Raw genomic sequence first — 16,370 nt, 5'->3', positions numbered from 1 at the left:
GGGCGTGCCGCGCAACGTCGCGCGGTCCCGTCGCAACACGACCGTCCAACCTCGCCCACGGTTCTTTTCGATCTCTGACTATGGTGTAATGCCGGCATGGAAATTGGCCAATTCAAGACCGTCGCCCTCGTGGGGCGCACCAACACGCCAGGCATCGAGGCGCCGCTGAGATCGCTCGCCGGTCTTCTTGCGCAGCAAGGCTTCGAGGTCGTGTTCGAGGCGGGCACCGCGAAAGACGTCGGTGTGACGGAGTTTCCCGCGCTGTCCATCGCGGAGATGGGTGCGCGCGCGGACGTCGCAATCGTGCTCGGCGGCGACGGCACCATGCTCGGCATCGGCCGACAGCTCGCACCCTACAAGACGCCGCTCATCGGCGTGAATCACGGGCGGCTCGGCTTCATCACGGACATTCCGCTCAAGGCGATGCAGGAAATCGTCCCGCAACTGCTCGCCGGCCAGTTCGAGCGCGAGGAGCGCAGCCTGCTCGAAGCGCGCATCGTGCGCGACGACAAGCCGATCTATCACGCACTCGCGTTCAACGACGTCGTGGTGAATCGCAGCGGCTTTTCCGGCATGGCGGAGCTGCGCGTGTCGGTGGACGGCCACTTCATGTACAACCAGCGCTCGGACGGCCTGATCGTCGCGACGCCGACGGGCTCGACCGCTTACGCGCTGTCGTCGGCGGGGCCGATTCTTCATCCTCAGTTGCAAGGCTTTGTGCTCGTGCCGATCGCGCCGCATTCGCTGTCGAACCGTCCGATCGTGCTGCCTGACGATTCGAAGGTGACCATCCAGATCATCGGCGGACGGGACGTCAACGTGAATTTCGACATGCAGTCCTTCACCGCCGTCGAATTGAACGACGCGATCGAAGTGCGGCGCTCGAAGCACACGGTGCCGGTGCTGCATCCGGTCGGCTACAGCACTTACGCGACGCTGCGCAAGAAGCTGCACTGGAACGAGCATCCGTCGCAGGACGCCTCTTCGCTCTGAACTAACTTCTCGTCTTCCCCTTTCCCGAAGCGTCCATGCTCCGTCATCTTTCCATTCGAGATTTCGTCATCGTCGCCACGCTGGATATCGATTTCGATCCAGGTTTCACGGTCTTTTCGGGAGAAACCGGCGCGGGCAAGTCGATCCTGATCGACGCCCTCGCGCTCACGCTCGGCGCCCGCGGCGACGCGAGTGTCGTGCGCACGGGCCAGGCGCGCGCCGATATCACCGCGGAGTTCGGCACCCATCCTTTGGTGACGCGCTGGCTGGACGAGCACGCGTTGGCGCAAGACAGCGACTCGGTCATGCTGCGCCGGGTGATCGATTCGGGCGGCCGCTCCCGCGCATTCATTAACGGCACGCCCGCGACGCTCGCGCAGCTTCGCGAAGTGGGTGAAATGCTCGTCGACATCCACGGGCAGCACGCGCATCAGTTGCTGATGCGTCCCGACGCGCAGCGCGAACTCTTCGACACGCACGCGCAGTTGCTCGACACCGCCGGCGCGGTGAGTCGCGCGTGGCGGGCCATGCGCGACGCGCAGCAGGCCGTCGAGGCCGCGCAAAGCCGCGACCGCGAGCTGCAACTGGAGCGCGAACGCCTCGCGTGGCAACTGAGCGAATTCGACAAACTCGCGCCGCAACCGGGCGAATGGGAAGAAGTGAGCGCGGAGCATCATCGGCTGTCGCATTCGGCGAGTCTCATCGACGGCGTGCAGGGCGCGCTCGGCGCGCTTTCGGAGTCCGACGAGGCCATGATCTCGCAGCTCGGCACGATCATCTCGAAGGTGCGCGGCCTCGCCGATATCGATCCCGCGCTTAATGACGTGCTCGCGTCGCTCGAACCGGCGGAGATCCAGTTGCAGGAGGCGTCGTATTCGCTGTCGCATTACGCGCAGCGGCTCGAACTCGATCCCGACCGGCTCGCGCAAGTCGAAAGGCGCATGGATCAACTTCACTCGACGGCACGCAAGTTCCGCCTTCAGCCCGAAACGCTGCCCGAGGAACACGACGCGCGCCGCCGCCAGCTCGCCGAACTCGACGCCGCCGCCGATCTCGACGCGCTCAACGCCGCAGCGGACAAAGCGAAAGGCGAATATCTCGCGCACGCCAACGTGCTGTCGAAGGCGCGCGCGAAGGCCGCGAAGCATCTCTCGAAAGCAGTCACCGCCGGCATGCAGGAATTGTCGATGGCGGGCGGCAGCTTCGAAGTCGCGCTCGTGCCCCTCGCCGAAGGCGGCGCCAACGGGCTGGAGCAGGTCGAGTTCCGCGTTGCCGGTCATGCGGGCGTCGCGTTGAGACCGCTCGCGAAAGTCGCGTCAGGCGGCGAACTGGCGCGTATCAGCCTCGCGCTCGCCGTGATCGCGAGCACCGCGAGCCCGACGCCCACGCTCATCTTCGACGAGGTGGACACGGGCATCGGCGGCGGTGTCGCGGAGGTGGTCGGGCGTCTGCTACATCAACTCGGGCGTGACCGTCAGGTCCTGTGCGTGACCCACCTGCCGCAGGTGGCCGCGCGCGGCGATCAGCACTTCCAGGTCGCGAAGTCTCCGGACGACGCCGGCGGCACCGTGAGCACGGTGACCCCGCTCGACAAGAGCAGGCGCATCGAGGAAGTCGCGCGCATGCTGGGCGGGCTGGAGATCACCGCGACCACGCGCAAGCACGCGAAGGAAATGCTGGCCGCCTGAAGCCGGCTCAGCCCGCCACGCTGAACACCCGCTCCCACAACGCTGTCACCGCGTCGCGCTCGGTCTGAACCTCGGCCGGATCGACGCGCGCCTTCTCCATGCCGTCGAGCCGCAGCGTGTGCTGGAGCTTGCGGTAATGCCGGTAAGCCGCGCCGATGACTTCCGCTTGCGCTTCGGCGATCAGTCCGCTTTGCGCAGCGATCTTGAGCAGCGTGATATTGCCCGCGTTGCGCAGAAACGCGCGATGCTCGCGCGCATGCAGCAGCACCCAGTACTGCACGATGAACTCGATATCGACCATGCCGCCGCGATCGTGCTTCAGGTCGAACAGTTCGCTGCGATTCGGATGGCCGTCGGCGACGCGCTGACGCATCGTCGCGATCTCGCGCGCCAGAGCGGCGGCATCGCGCTCCATGATGAGCACGTCGGCGCGAATCTTCTCGAACTCCGCGCCGATTTCGGCATCGCCCGCGCTATAGCGTGCGCGCGAAAGCGCCTGATGCTCCCAGACCCACGCGGTGTTCGCCGCGTCGCCCTCGCGGATCTGATAGCGGCGAAACGTTGCGAGATCGGTCACGAGCAGGCCGGATTCACCGTTCGGCCGCAGGCGCAAATCGACGTCGAACAGCGTGCCCGCGCCGGTCGCCGCCGTGAGCCACGTGATGAGGCGGCGCGTGAACATCGCGTAGATGTCGGAGGCCGCGTCGTCGTCATCGTCGTAGAGAAAGATGAGATCGAGATCCGACGCGTAGCCCAGTTCCTTGCCGCCGAGCTTCCCGTACGCGATGACCGAGAAACGCGGCGTCTCGCGATGCCGCTTCGGGAACTGCTTCCACACGGTTCGTACGGTTACGTCGAGCACGGCATCGGCGAGTTCGGAAAGACGGTCGCTCACATGCTCGACGCTCAAATGGCCGGCGAGATCGATCAGCAGAATGCGGAACACTTCGGCCTGGTGCGCGTGACGCAACAGATCCATCTGATGCTCGACGTCCTCGGCAGCATCGAGCCGCGCGATCAGCGAGCGCTTGAACTCGGACCAGTCGAACGGGCTGGCGATCGCTTCGTCGTCGAGTAATTCGTCGAGCAATTGGGGATGGCGGATCAGATAGCCCGCCGCCCAGCGCGAGCCCGACAGCACCGACAGCACGCGCTCGAGCGCCGCCGGATATTCCGTCAGCAATGCGAGATACGCGCCGCGTTTGCCGATCGCTTCGAGCAGATCGAACAGCCGCACGATGATGTCGCCGCGCTTGCCCGCATCGTTCGACTGCACGGCTTCGAGCGCCCGCTGCGCAACGATGTCGAAGCGCTCGCGGCTCTGCGACGGCAAGCCTGCATAACGCGCCGAATTCCACACGCCGGTCAGACGCGAAAGCACTGGCGCGGGGTCCGCAAAGCCGAGTTCCGCCAGGCGTGCGGCGAGTTCTTCCTGCGCGGAGTCGTCGGCGAGCGCGCTGCTCCAGATCCACGACGCCGCCGAATCCTCCGCGACGCCGCAGCCGCCCTGCCCGCTCACCTTGTCGGCGAAGATCGCGTCGAACTGCTGCTCGACGAGCTCGCGATGCGCATCGAGCTTTTCCATCAGCGCGGCATAGTCCGCGAAACCGAGCGACTTCGCGAGCCGCGCGCGCTCGTCGTCCGCGACGGGCATCGCGTGCGTCTGCGCGTCGTTGCGATATTGCAGCCGATGCTCGACCGTGCGCAGGAACAGATACGCGTCGGACAGCGCCGCGCACACGTCGGGCGCGAGCAAGCCGTGCGCGGCGGCGCGTTCGAGCACGGCGAGCGTCGGACGAATGCGGAAATCCGCCGCCTGACCGCCGCGAATCAACTGAAACACTTGCGCGCTGAACTCGATCTCCCGGATGCCGCCGCGTCCGAGCTTGATGTCGTCGGCTTTGTCGGGGCGCATCGATGCGCGCCGCCGCGCTTCCTGCCGAATCTGCTGATGCAGCGAGCGGATCGCCGCGATCACGCCGTAATCGAGATAGCGCCGGTAGATGAACGGCGTCGCGATCGCTTCGAGCTGTTTCATGAGGCGCCTGGCGGATTCGCTTTGTGTCTCCGAAACGAGCCGCCCCTTGATCCATGCGTAGCGCTCCCACTCGCGGCCCTGCACGTAGAAATACTCTTCGAGCATCCCGAGGCTGCACACGAGCGGGCCGGAATCGCCGTTGGGCCGCAGCCGCATGTCGACGCGGAACACATAGCCGTCCTGCGTGATCTCCGCGAGCGCGCCGATCAGACGTTTGCCGAGCCGTGTGAAGAATTCCTGCGTCGCGAGCGCGGAGCGCGTGCCGCCCGAGGTTTCGCCGTCCTCTTCATAAACGAAGATCAGGTCGATGTCCGACGATGCGTTCAGCTCGCGCCCGCCGAGCTTGCCCATGCCGACGACGCCCAGCGTGAGCCGCTCGCCGTCCGGTCCGCGCGGTTCGCCGAAGAGCGCTTCGAGATCCGCGGACAACACCGCGAGCGCGCGCTGGACGGTGACTTCGGCGAGATCGGTCATCGCGCCGGTGACTTCGGCGACATCCGCCGCGCCCGCGAGATCGCGCTCCATCACCGTGCAAAACACATCCGTTCGCAGTCGACGCAGCGCGGTCTTGAGCGCGGCCTCGTCGAGCACGCCGTTTTCGGTGCACGGCTTGCAGTGCGCATCGAGACGCGCCTCGATCCATGCGCGCGTGATGCGCGAGCGCGCCCACTGCGCGACATTCGACGCCAGTTCGGGCCGCGCTGCATACGCGCGCGCCGCATAGTTGGAATAGTCGGAACTGAGGAGAGTGTCGGCGGTCATGAATGGTTGGGTTCGCTCATTGCTTCCGGTAAGACATAACGCTTCACGCATTGCGCCGCGAGTCTTGCCGGGCGCGACTTTGCGAGCATCCACGCGTACACGGGCAGCGGCCTTCCCCGCTTTGCCCGTGTTACATTTCAGCGTCAAACACGCAAAACTACCATATCGCCCGACAGCAGCAGCATGTCCGACAGCAGACGATCCGTCGACCCGACCGAAGTTGGACAAGCCAAGCCCAGCGGCAACGCCGAGCGCGTGCTTTCACGCGTCTTCAAAATCGTTCTGGTCATCGCGGCCATCGCGTATTTCGCGGTGGCGGGCGTGTATGTCGGCCTGCGCTATATCGTCATGCCGCAGGTCGATTCGTTCCGGCCGCGCATCGAGGAACTCGTCTCATCGAAGATTCAGGCGCAGTTGCATATCGGCAGGATTTCCGCGCGATGGTCGGGGCTTTCGCCGACACTCGATATCGACAATCTGAGCATCGACGCCGCCGATGGCTCGCCGGGTCTCGCCGTGCCGCACGCGAGCGCGAGCATCGCGTGGGCCTCGCTGCTGCATCTGCGGCCCAAGCTCGCGGACCTGACCGTCGACGGCCCCGACGTGATCATCGCGCGCAATGCGGACGGCGCGCTGACCGTCGCGGGCGTGCCGATTCCCACGCATCGGACCGGCTCGAACGCGTTCACGACCTGGCTGCTCGGCCAGGACCGCATCCTTCTGCGCGACGGCACGCTGCGCTGGCGCGACGCTCAACGCGCCGCGCCCGAGATCGCGTTCAAGCGCCTGCATCTCGCGATCATCAACGACGGCACGCGGCATCGGCTCGCGCTCAAGGCGCCCGCCGACGGCGACGTGCTGCACGGCCCGCTCGACTTGCGCGCGGACTTCCGTCATCAGCCTTTTTCCGCGATGGGCGCGCCCGCCAACTGGGCCGGCCGTCTCTACATGTCGACCGGGCCGGTCGATCTGCCGATGCTCGCGCGCTACGTGAAGCTGCCTTTCCAGATGTACGGCGGGCGCATCAACAACCAGATCTGGCTGAACTTCGCCGGCGGCCAGTTGCAGAACGCGACCGGCGAGCTGACCGGCGCGAACGTCGCGCTGCGCGTGCGCGCGACGCAGCCGCGTCTCGATCTGCCGATCGCGCGCTTCGGCTGGAGCATCGACAGGAACGACACCGAGTACACGTTGAATCTGCGCGACCTGCATGCGGAGCTCGGCCAGCCGCCGCTCGAGGACGGCACGCCGGTCACGCGCCTGCTCGTGTCGCGCTCGCTGACGGGCACATATCGGCCGCCGGGCGTGGGCAAGGGACAACTGGTGCGGCTGACGGGCGATTCCGTCGATATCGGCATCCTTGCGGAATTCACGCGCGCGCTGCCGGTGCCGGCAAAAGTGCTCAACGAACTCGTGCGCTTCAATCCGCGCGGCCAGGTGTCGAACTACACGATCTTCACCGAGCGCGCCGCGCCGAAGACCGAACAAGAAGCGCAGGAGCAGCGCAAGAAGGGCGACGCGCCGCTTTTGCACTACGCGCTGAAGGGCGATCTCCAGGGTCTTAGCATCCAGGCGCAGGAGCCGCCACCCGGACTCACGATCAACAATCATCCCCGCGCGGGCATTCCGGGCGTCGAGAACATGTGGGGCACGGTCGACGCGAACGAGAAGGAAGGCCGGATCACGATCGACACGAAGAACGTGGCCGTCATCATCCCCGGCGCGTTCGACGATCCCCGCCTCACCTTCGACTCGCTGCAAGGCAATGCGCGCTGGACTGTGGCCGACGCGATCGCGCCGGGCGAACTGCGCCGCGCCTTCACGATCCACCTCGAAAGACTGCGCGTCAAAAACGCCGACGCCGAAGGCGAAGCCACCGCCGATTACTGGAACCAGGGCCACGGACGCGGCAATCTCGACCTGAAGGCGAAGGTCGCGCATCTGAAGGTGACGAGCCTCGTGCGCTATCTGCCGACGAGCCTGAACGAGCGCGTGCGCGTCTATCTCGGCCATGCACTGCAGGCGGGCGTCGCGAAGAACGGAACGATCGAAGTGCACGGCGATCTCACGCGCTTCCCTTACGCGAAGTTTCCCGACGCGGGCATCTTCCGCATCGAGGCGCCGTTCAGCGGCGGCAAGTTCGACCCGACGCCGTTTCCGCCGCGCAAGATGGCCAACGGCCTGCCGAACTTCTGGCCGGCGTTCGAGGGCATCGACGGCACATTCACGCTCGCGCAGAACAAGCTCGGGTTCGACATCGACAAGGGGCATTACCGCGGCGTGAAGGTTTCGAAGGTCATCGGACGCATCGACGATACGGGCAATCGTGAGACGAAGTTGTGGATCGACGGCAAGGCACGCGGCCCGCTCACCGACATGCTGCAATACGTCGACGACAGTTCGCTCGGCCTGATGGCGAAGCACGCGACGCGCAAGATCGACGCCAAAGGCGACGCCGCACTCGCGCTCACGCTCGGCATTCCGCGCTATCGTCCGCCCGCGCCGCAACCGCCGATCAAGCCCGAGTACAAAGGCTCGCTCACCTTCGCGGACAACGAAGTCACCTACGGCAATCTGCCGCCGCTCACGCATCTGCGCGGCCGCGCCGACTTCGCCGCGAAGACCGTGACGCTCGACGGCCTGACCGCGCAGTTGCTCGGCGGCGACGTGCGTGCAAAAGGCGGCGTGCAGCCCGACGGCAGCTATGCGATCGACGTGAACGGGCGCATCGGCGCGGACGCCGCCACGCGGCTCAACAAGCGGATCACGCCGCAGGTCGCGGAATTCATGAAGCGGATCAACGGCACCGCGCCTTACGAGCTGCACGTGCACGGCGCGAGGAACGCGTTGCCGATCGTGCAGGCTCGCTCGGATCTGACGGGACTCGGCATCGATCTGCCCGCGCCGTTCAGCAAGCCGCAAGGCACGCCGATGCCCTTCTCTTTCACGTTCCAGCCCGCGCCGGGCGGTGCGTCGGACCTGCACGACGCGCGGCTCAGCTTCGGGCCGGTGGCAGCGCATTACGTACTGCAGCAGATAGGCCGCGCGCAGGTCAGGATCGATCCGCAAAACGCGGCCGAGCCGATGAACATGCGCGCGCGTCTGAAAGTCGTGCGCGGCGCGATCGGCTTGAACAAGGCCGCCGACTTGCCGGCCGAAGGCGTCATCGCGAACGCGGATCTGAACGAGCTCGATGCCGACGCATGGCGCAAGGTCTTCGCCGATATCGCCGCCGCCGGCGCCGCGACGCCGCAAGCCGCCGACGCGAACGCGCCTGCCCCCCCGATGAGCGAGAGCGTCAGTCAGTTCGTCCCGACGCGCGCTGCCATCCACATCACGACGCTCAAGCTGCTCGACCGGCGGTGGGAGAACATCGCGATCGACGCGAGCGGTGCCGATCGCAAGTGGCAGGCGAACATCGCGTCGGATCGGGTGTCGGGCGATGTTGCGTGGACGCCGGGCGCGACCCGGGACAGTCCCGGCGCGTTGCATGCGCGCTTCGCGAAAGTCGTGATTCCGGACAAGACGGGAAGCGAATCCACCGGGCAGGTCATGAAAAAGCCGCCGCGCAATGTGCCGACGATCGATCTCATCGTGAACGAGCTCGTGTATCGCGGTCACAGCCTCGGGCGGCTCGAAGTCGACGCGCACAACGAAGTCATCGCCGACGAACCGATCTGGACACTCGACAAGCTCGAGCTCGCGAACCCCGACGCGACGCTCACCGCGAACGCCACGTGGCGCACGCTGCCGGGCGGCGTCGTAAAGGCAAACACCGGCGACGGCCCGCCGCGCCGCACGTCGCTCGCTTTCAAGCTCGATGTGAAGAACGGCGGACAGTTGATCGACCGTTTCGGCGCGCCGCGCGTCGTCAACTCGGGCAGCGGCACGGTCGCGGGCCATGCGGGCTGGAACGGCGGTCCGACTGCCGTCGATGTGAACACGCTCGATGGCGACGTCGCCGTCGATCTGCGTCACGGCCAGATCCTGCGTGCGCCGGGCGCGGCGAAGTGGCTCGGCATCTTCAGCCTGCGCAGCCTCGCCAACCTGCTGACGCTGCACTTCGAGGATGTCGTCGGAAAGGGGCTGCCGTTCGAGAAGATCACGGGCAATGCGAAGATCGTCGATGGCATCAGCCGCACGGACGACTTTCTCATGGTCACATCGCCCGCGCGCGTGCAGATGCAGGGCCTCGTCGATATGCCGAAGCAGACGCAGGACCTTCACGTGAAGGTGATTCCGACAGTCGGCGCGGGCGCGGCTGCGATCGGCGCCGCGGTGATCAATCCCTTGCTCGGCCTCGGCGTGCTTGCGGCGGACATCGCGCTGTCGGCATCGATTCAAAAAGCATTTGCGCTCGACTATTCGATCACCGGCTCATGGAGCAAACCCGTCGTTAAGCGGCTCACTGGCGATCAGGGTAAGATCGAAACACCCGCCGCCACCGCGGTTCCGTCCGCTGCCCGCTGAAAACGGGCGGTCGCACCCGCCCCGGCGACGCCGTTTTTTCGTCCCCTTTTTTATCAGCGCACAAAAGACATGAGCGAAAGATCGAGCGAAAGCGCGGCCCCGTTTCAGGTCGCCGCGCTGCAGATGGTCAGCACGCCCGAGCGCGACCGCAATCTGGCCGACGCCGGACGCCTCGTCGCCGAAGCTGCGCGCGGCGGCGCTCAGCTCGTGCTCCTGCCCGAATATTTCTGCTACATGGGCTTCAAGGACACCGACAAGCTCGCGATCCGCGAAACGCCCGGCGCGGGTCCGATCCAGCAATTTCTATCCGATGCGGCGCGCGAGCATCGCGTGTGGATCATCGGCGGGACACTTCCGCTGCAATCGCCCGAACCGAACCGCGTCCTGAACACGACGCTCGTCTTCGATCCGACTGGCAAGCAGGTCGCGCGCTACGACAAGATTCATCTGTTCAATTTCGAAAAGGGCGAAGAATCCTTCGACGAATCGCGCACCATCTGTCCTGGCAGCGAAGTGCGGACGTTCGAGGCGCCGTTCGGGCGCGTGGGATTGTCGGTGTGCTACGACCTGCGCTTTCCCGAGCTGTACCGCAAGCTCGGCGATTGCGCGCTGATGGTCGTGCCTTCCGCGTTCACTTACACGACCGGCAATGCGCACTGGGAAACGCTGCTCAAGGCGCGCGCCGTAGAGAATCAATGCTACGTGCTGGCCGCGGCGCAAGGCGGCAGCCACGAGAACGGCCGCAGGACGTGGGGCCACAGCATGCTGATCGATCCGTGGGGCGAGATCGTCGCCGTCAAGGACGAGGGCATGGGCGTGGTCGCGGGCGGTATCGATCTGCAACGCATCGCAGCCGTGCGGCAGAGCTTGCCGGCGTATCGACATCGCGTGATCGGGTGATCGCGCGGCTCACTCAACTGACGACTCGAAGACGCGGTTTGCCCGCGCACATGACCTGACTGGATCAGACCGTAGAATAGGCTGCAATTCGTCTGAAATATCATCGAACTCGTCACAGAACACGTAATAGGCACCGCATGAATATCATCGAACCCGGCATTCGTAACCTGGTCACGGCGAAGGACGTTTTGCTCACGCCCTACGGCCTCGACGAAGGGCTGATCACTCGCACGCTCGCGGAAATCTTCACGCATCGTGTCGATTACGCGGACCTCTATTTCCAGTCCACGCGCAGCGAAGCGTGGAGTCTCGAAGAAGGCATCGTCAAATCAGGCAGCTTCAGCATCGATCAGGGCGTCGGCGTGCGCGCCGTGTCCGGCGAGCGCACGGCGTTCGCCTATTCGGACGACCTGTCGCCCGAATCCATCCGCCAGGCCGCGATCGCGACGCGCGCCATCGCCAAGGCGGGCGGCGGCAAGCACAAGATCAAACCGGCGAGCACGCTCACGGGCGTATCGGGGCGCGATCTGTATCTGCCTGCCGATCCGCTGCATTCGCTCGATGCGAACGCCAAGGTGAAGTTGCTGGAGCGCGTCGAGCAGATGGCCCGCGGCAAGGATCCGCGCATCACGCAGGTGATGGCCGGTCTCGCCGGCGAGTATGACGTCGTGCTCGTCGCGCGCAGCGACGGTGCGCTCGCGGCGGACGTGCGCCCGCTCGTGCGCGTGTCGGTGACGGTGATCGCCGAGCAGAACGGGCGACGTGAAATCGGCACGGGCGGCGGCGGCGGACGCTTCGACTACGGCTATTTCACCGACGACATCCTGAACAAGTACGTCGACGATGCCGTGCACGCGGCGCTCGTCAATCTCGAAGCGCGCCCGGCTCCCGCTGGCGCGATGACGGTGGTGCTCGGGCCGGGCTGGCCGGGCGTGCTGCTGCACGAGGCGGTCGGACACGGGCTCGAGGGCGATTTCAACCGCAAGGGATCGTCGGCGTTCGCGGGGATGATCGGCGAGCAGGTGGCGGCGAAGGGCGTCACCGTGGTGGATGACGGCACGCTTCCGAATCGGCGCGGCTCGCTCAATATCGACGACGAAGGCAACCCGACGCAGTGCACGACGCTGATCGAGGACGGCATTCTGAAGGGCTACATCCAGGATTCGCTCAACGCGCGCCTGATGAAAATGCCGGTGACGGGCAACGCGCGCCGCGAATCGTACGCCGCGCTGCCGATGCCGCGCATGACGAACACGTACATGCTCAACGGCGACAAGGACCCGAAGGAAATTCTCGCCTCGGTCAAGAACGGCTTGTATGCGGTGAATTTCGGCGGCGGTCAGGTCGACATCACCAACGGCAAGTTCGTCTTCTCGGCGTCCGAGGCGTACATGATCGAGAACGGCAAGATCACGTATCCGGTGAAAGGCGCGACGCTGATCGGAAGCGGCCCGGAATCGCTCAAGTACGTGACGATGATCGGCAACGACATGTCGCTCGATAGCGGCGTCGGCGTGTGCGGCAAGGAAGGCCAGAGCGTGCCGGTGGGCGTCGGTCAGCCGACATTGCGCATCGAGAAGATGACGGTCGGCGGGACGGTGTGATTTGTATGCGGCATTTCCGCATCGGATGGGTGGGTATGCGGCGTGGCCGCGCCGTCCGATGCGGATTGTCCGCGTTTTCTTAGTTGCAGGGTTGTCAGCGCCGCACGTTTGAGGTTATAAGAGCAGTCACAACTTTTTGCGACACCCCTTCGACCCATCATGTCCGCCAAGTTTTATTTTTATTTCTTTTGGCATCTCAAGCCGCTGGCGGATCGAGAGGGGTGAGTCGTACACAGGTTGAACAAACCGAAATTCCCGAAAAACCGCCAGCGAGTCTGGCGGTTTTTTTTCGTCTCATATTTTGATTAGAACGTTGCCGTTGGAGAACGACATGCCCCCGCACAATACCGATGATGTTCGCATCCGCGAGTTGAAAGAGCTGACCCCGCCCGCGCATCTGATCCGCGAATTTCCCTGCGCCGAGCCGGTTTCGGAACTCATCTACAACGCGCGGCAGTCGATGCATCGCATTCTTCATGGGATGGATGATCGCCTGATCGTCATCGTCGGGCCTTGCTCGATTCATGATCCGAAGGCTGCATTGGAGTACGCGGGGCGATTGATCGAGCAGCGTAAGCGGTTTGCTGGTGAACTTGAGATCGTGATGCGGGTGTATTTCGAAAAGCCGCGGACAACGGTCGGCTGGAAGGGGCTGATCAACGATCCGTACATGGATAACAGCTTCAAGATCAATGATGGGTTGCGGGCCGCGCGGGAGTTGCTCATGCATATCAATGAGCTTGGCTTGCCTGCGGGGACCGAGTATCTCGACATGATCAGTCCGCAGTACATCGCCGATCTGATTTCGTGGGGCGCGATTGGGGCGCGGACCACGGAGTCTCAAGTACACCGCGAGCTTGCCTCCGGGTTGTCTTGCCCGGTGGGATTCAAGAACGGTACTGACGGTAACGTCAAGATTGCTGTGGATGCGATCAAGGCGGCTTCGCAGCCGCATCATTTTCTCTCTGTGACCAAGGGCGGCCATTCGGCGATTGTTTCTACCGCTGGTAATGAGGATTGCCACATCATTTTGCGCGGTGGCAAGACGCCTAATTTCGATGCGGCGAGTGTGGATGCTGCGTGTAGCGATATTGGGAAGGCTGGCTTGGCTGCGCGATTAATGATTGACGCGAGCCATGCCAATAGCTCGAAGAAGCATGAGAATCAGATTCCGGTTTGTGAGGATATTGGCAAGCAACTGGCTGCTGGGGATGAGCGGATTGTCGGAGTGATGGTGGAGTCGCATCTGGTTGCGGGACGCCAGGATCTGAAGGAAGGATGCGAATTGACCTACGGGCAAAGCGTCACCGATGCCTGTATCGGATGGGATGAGAGTGTGAAGGTGCTTGAGGGATTGGCGGAAGCGGTTAAGCAGCGGCGCGTAGTACGTGGCGGCGGAAACTGAGTTTCCTGACATCGTTGTAGACGGCGATCCGAGTAAGCCGTCTACAACGTAGGCTATGAGAACAGAGCAGTCGTCGCTAGAACCGAATTTGCTGGCATCGGGCGTGAAGGACAATCGTTTCCAGAGTTTGACTTAATCTCTTTGGATTATTTCGAACTCGGCGCTTATCGCGTGCATTTCCAATCTAAAAAGAACCCAGAGTGCGAGATGGAAGACGAAGTTGAATCAAACCAATGGTGTTTTGGCGGTGCTGCTATCGCTCAGTTGCACGAGTCCATAAGATATCGCTTCCTCCGTCCGCCCGATTTAGCACCCGAGCCCAAATAAACATCAAATCCGACAACCGGTTCACATACCTCCTCGGCGCCTCATTCACTCCCGCGGTCTCTGCACGTCCCAACGCCACGATCCCCCTCTCCGCCCTCCGACAAACCGTCCGCGCAACATGAGCAAGCGCCGCCGCCCTCGACCCACCCGGCAAAATAAACTCCTTCAACGGAGGCAAAGTCGCGTTGTACTCTTCCAGCCACGCATCGAGTTGAGCAAGATGAGAAGTCTGAATCATCGAATGCCCGGGAATCGACAACTCGCCACCGAGATCGAATAAATCGTTTTGAATCTGCGTCAGTGCGGCGCGAATATCGGACGGCATCGGCTCGCATAAAAGCACGCCAATACAGGAATTCAATTCGTCGACATCCCCGATCGCGGCGATGCGCGTATCGTCCTTCGAAACCCGGCTCCCATCGCCCAGTCCTGTGGTTCCATCGTCGCCAGTACGCGTGGTGATCTTGCTCAAGCGGTTACCCATCGCTGTCTCCCTGATAAGCAGACAAAAAACCGACCCATTATAGGCACGCCGACGCACTCGAAACCGCCATAAACCCGCCCCGCCGGCCTCTCTCCGACGGCGTAAAATGGAATGAACACCGTACGGCTTTCGCGCGAGCCGCAAAACGAGCCAGTCACGAGGCATCACGCGAAAACCGCAACGCCCATACCAAGCGCGCAAGCAAAGAACACAAAGCCGCACCGCCCGGAGACACGCAAGTGAACCACCCCACAGAACATCAAGCACTTCAGAAGCGTCCCTTTCCCGCGTCGCTTTTCGAAGCGCTGAAAGCAAGATTCGGCGAGCGCGCGACGGCATCGCAAGCCGTCCGCGAACACCACGGCCGCGACGAATCGCCGTTCGATCCGCAACTCCCCGACGCCGTCGTCTACGCGCGCAGCACCGACGAAGTGCAGGCCATCGTGAAGCTCTGCGCAGAACACGACGTCCCGATCATTCCCTACGGCAACGGCTCCTCGCTCGAAGGTCACTTGCTCGCCGTTCAGGGCGGCGTCTCCATCGACCTCTCCGAGATGAACCAGATCGTCTCGATCAACGCCGAAGACCTCACGGTCACGGTGCAACCCGGCATCTCCCGCAAGCAACTGAACGAAGCGCTGAAGGACACGGGCCTCTTCTTCCCGATCGATCCCGGCGCCGACGCGAGCATCGGCGGCATGTCCGCGACGCGCGCCTCGGGCACCAACGCCGTGCGCTACGGCACGATGCGCGAAAACGTCCTCGGCCTCACCGTCGTGCTCGCCGATGGCCGCGTCATCAAAACCGGCACGCGCGCGCGCAAATCGTCCGCGGGTTACGACCTCACGCGTCTTTTCGTCGGCTCGGAAGGCACGCTCGGCGTCATCACCGAAATCACGGTACGTCTTTATCCGCAGCCCGAAGCGATTTCGGCGGCCGTGTGCGCATTCCCTTCCATGGGAGATGCCGTGCGCGCCGTCATCGAAACCATTCAGATGGGCGTGCCGATCGCGCGCGTCGAGTTCGTCGACAAACTCGCCGTGCGCGCCATCAACCGTCACTCGAATCTGACGCTGCGCGAATCGCCGATGCTGTTCTTCGAATTCCACGGTACCGAATCCGGCGTGCAGGAACAGGCGCAGACCGTGCAGGACATCGTCGCGGAGAACAACGGCGAGGACTTCGAATGGGCGACGCGTCCCGAAGACCGCAGCCGTCTCTGGAACGCGCGCCACTCGGCCTACTTCGCGATGCTGCAACTGAAGCCGGGCTGCCGCGCCGTCACCACCGATGTCTGCGTGCCGATCTCGCGTCTCGCCGAATGTGTCGAGGAAACGGAAAAGGATCTGCAAGGCTCGTACTTGCCGAGCCCGATCGTCGGTCACGTCGGCGACGGCAATTTTCACGTCGCGATGCTGCTCGATCCCAACAAGCCCGAAGAGCTGGACGAAGCCGAGCGCATCAACCGGCGCATCGTCGGACGGGCGCTCGAGATGGGCGGCACCTGCACCGGCGAACACGGCGTCGGGCTGCACAAGATGAGCTTCATGATCGAGGAGCACGGCGAGGACGCCATCGCGACGATGCGCGCCATCAAACAGGCACTCGATCCGAGAAACCTGATGAACCCCGGGAAAATCTTCACTTTCGAAGGCTGAAGAAGCGCAAGATGCACGCATGAAATAAGCGCCACTGACCG

At 63.9% G+C, this 16,370-nt stretch carries 9 protein-coding genes; 7 read left to right on the top strand and 2 right to left on the bottom strand.

The genetic code is table 11. The annotated features are described in order from the left end of the window. Window positions 1-96 precede the first annotated feature (96 nt). A complete protein-coding gene (locus NCT32_RS01985) occupies window positions 97-993 on the top strand; it encodes an NAD kinase (RefSeq protein WP_061117772.1) in 897 nt (298 codons plus the stop codon). A 35-nt stretch (window positions 994-1,028) separates the two neighbouring features. Then, window positions 1,029-2,681: a DNA repair protein RecN gene (recN, locus tag NCT32_RS01980; protein ID WP_061117773.1), complete on the top strand. Its 1,653-nt coding sequence runs from the start codon at window positions 1,029-1,031 to the stop codon at window positions 2,679-2,681. 7 nt (window positions 2,682-2,688) lie between these two features. Here recN and glnE read toward each other — a convergent pair whose 3' ends face one another. Then, window positions 2,689-5,481, bottom strand: a complete 2,793-nt coding sequence (gene glnE, locus NCT32_RS01975) for a bifunctional [glutamate--ammonia ligase]-adenylyl-L-tyrosine phosphorylase/[glutamate--ammonia-ligase] adenylyltransferase (protein WP_061117774.1) — start codon at window positions 5,479-5,481, stop codon at window positions 2,689-2,691. A 183-nt stretch (window positions 5,482-5,664) separates the two neighbouring features. Between glnE and NCT32_RS01970 the strand changes: the two genes are divergently transcribed. The 4 genes from NCT32_RS01970 (at window position 5,665) to aroG (ending at window position 13,860) form a co-directional block, all read left to right on the top strand. Beyond that, a complete protein-coding gene (locus NCT32_RS01970; protein ID WP_061117775.1) occupies window positions 5,665-9,951 on the top strand; it encodes a YhdP family protein in 4,287 nt (1,428 codons plus the stop codon). 69 nt (window positions 9,952-10,020) lie between these two features. Beyond that, entirely contained in the window at window positions 10,021-10,851 is an 831-nt protein-coding gene (locus NCT32_RS01965) for a carbon-nitrogen hydrolase family protein (protein ID WP_061117776.1), read from the top strand. 137 nt (window positions 10,852-10,988) lie between these two features. Continuing rightward, window positions 10,989-12,455 (top strand): metalloprotease TldD, encoded by a 1,467-nt coding sequence (gene tldD / locus NCT32_RS01960; protein WP_061117777.1) that lies wholly within the window; start codon window positions 10,989-10,991, stop codon window positions 12,453-12,455. 331 nt (window positions 12,456-12,786) lie between these two features. After that, entirely contained in the window at window positions 12,787-13,860 is a 1,074-nt protein-coding gene (gene aroG / locus NCT32_RS01955) for a 3-deoxy-7-phosphoheptulonate synthase AroG (RefSeq protein WP_061117884.1), read from the top strand. Between the two features lie 253 nt (window positions 13,861-14,113). Here aroG and NCT32_RS01950 read toward each other — a convergent pair whose 3' ends face one another. Further along, the gene (locus tag NCT32_RS01950; protein WP_061117778.1) at window positions 14,114-14,671 is read right to left on the bottom strand and encodes a cob(I)yrinic acid a,c-diamide adenosyltransferase; all 558 of its coding nucleotides are present in this window, start codon (window positions 14,669-14,671) and stop codon (window positions 14,114-14,116) included. A gap of 239 nt (window positions 14,672-14,910) precedes the next feature. On the opposite strand from NCT32_RS01950, the gene NCT32_RS01945 reads away from it, so the two are divergent. Continuing rightward, window positions 14,911-16,329, top strand: a complete 1,419-nt coding sequence (locus NCT32_RS01945; protein ID WP_061117779.1) for an FAD-binding oxidoreductase — start codon at window positions 14,911-14,913, stop codon at window positions 16,327-16,329. Window positions 16,330-16,370: the final 41 nt, after the last annotated feature.

The organism is Caballeronia sp. INML2, assembly GCF_023631365.1.
GTDB classification, from domain to species: domain Bacteria; phylum Pseudomonadota; class Gammaproteobacteria; order Burkholderiales; family Burkholderiaceae; genus Caballeronia; species Caballeronia turbans.
This window is presented reverse-complemented; position numbering and strand designations above follow the sequence as displayed.

Excerpts from the sequence above, each read along its gene's own strand:
- NCT32_RS01985 (WP_061117772.1), top strand. The coding sequence starts at position 97 with ATGGAAATTGGCCAATTCAAGACCGTCGCCCTCGTGGGGCGCACCAAC.
- recN (WP_061117773.1), top strand. The coding sequence starts at position 1,029 with ATGCTCCGTCATCTTTCCATTCGAGATTTCGTCATCGTCGCCACGCTG.
- glnE (WP_061117774.1), bottom strand. The coding sequence starts at position 5,481 with ATGACCGCCGACACTCTCCTCAGTTCCGACTATTCCAACTATGCGGCG.
- NCT32_RS01970 (WP_061117775.1), top strand. The coding sequence starts at position 5,665 with ATGTCCGACAGCAGACGATCCGTCGACCCGACCGAAGTTGGACAAGCC.
- NCT32_RS01965 (WP_061117776.1), top strand. The coding sequence starts at position 10,021 with ATGAGCGAAAGATCGAGCGAAAGCGCGGCCCCGTTTCAGGTCGCCGCG.
- tldD (WP_061117777.1), top strand. The coding sequence starts at position 10,989 with ATGAATATCATCGAACCCGGCATTCGTAACCTGGTCACGGCGAAGGAC.
- aroG (WP_061117884.1), top strand. The coding sequence starts at position 12,787 with ATGCCCCCGCACAATACCGATGATGTTCGCATCCGCGAGTTGAAAGAG.
- NCT32_RS01950 (WP_061117778.1), bottom strand. The coding sequence starts at position 14,671 with ATGGGTAACCGCTTGAGCAAGATCACCACGCGTACTGGCGACGATGGA.